Source organism: Vibrio sp. 1580, from assembly GCF_033340055.1.
The window spans coordinates 1-530 of sequence record NZ_JAWOVT010000668.1; the positions used below are offsets into that span (position 1 = coordinate 1).

At 45.1% G+C, this 530-nt stretch carries 1 protein-coding gene; it reads left to right on the top strand.

Going from position 1 to position 530, the window contains the following annotated elements; all coding sequences use genetic code 11:
• Positions 1 to 530: ABC transporter permease (locus tag R7093_RS27750; RefSeq protein ID WP_318147347.1), on the top strand; the 530-nt coding region annotated here is incomplete at both ends.

The following is a 530-nucleotide window of genomic DNA, read 5'->3' on the forward strand; positions in this document are numbered from 1 at the left end:
CGAGATGCCAGAAGAAAAACTGATCGCATTAAAAAACATACTGCCAAATGGCATGACTTTGGTACGAAACACTCGTACTGAGCTTGAATCTTTGACCAAAGCATTCCACATGAACCTAACCGCGATGGGGATGTTGTCATTTTTGGTTGGACTTTTTATCTTCTATCAAGCGATGTCACTATCTTTTATTCAGCGTCAGAGATTAGTCGGCATTTTGCGTCAAACCGGTGTGAATGGAACCCAATTGGCGCAAGCGTTATTACTTGAGCTCTCGATCCTCGTTTTGGTCGCTTGGGCTTGCGGTAACTTCTTTGGACTCATGTTGGCGAACGAGTTGATCCCTGCAGTATCTTCCAGTTTGAGCGATCTATATGACGCCAACGTTGGCCTTACTATCGGTTGGTCGTGGCAGTCGAGCTTATACAGTTTGATTATGTCGGCGATGGGCGCTCTGATTTCCTGTTTGTGGCCACTGATTCGATTGTTGAAATCGCAACCAATTCGTTTGTCTTCGCGTTTATCGTTAATGC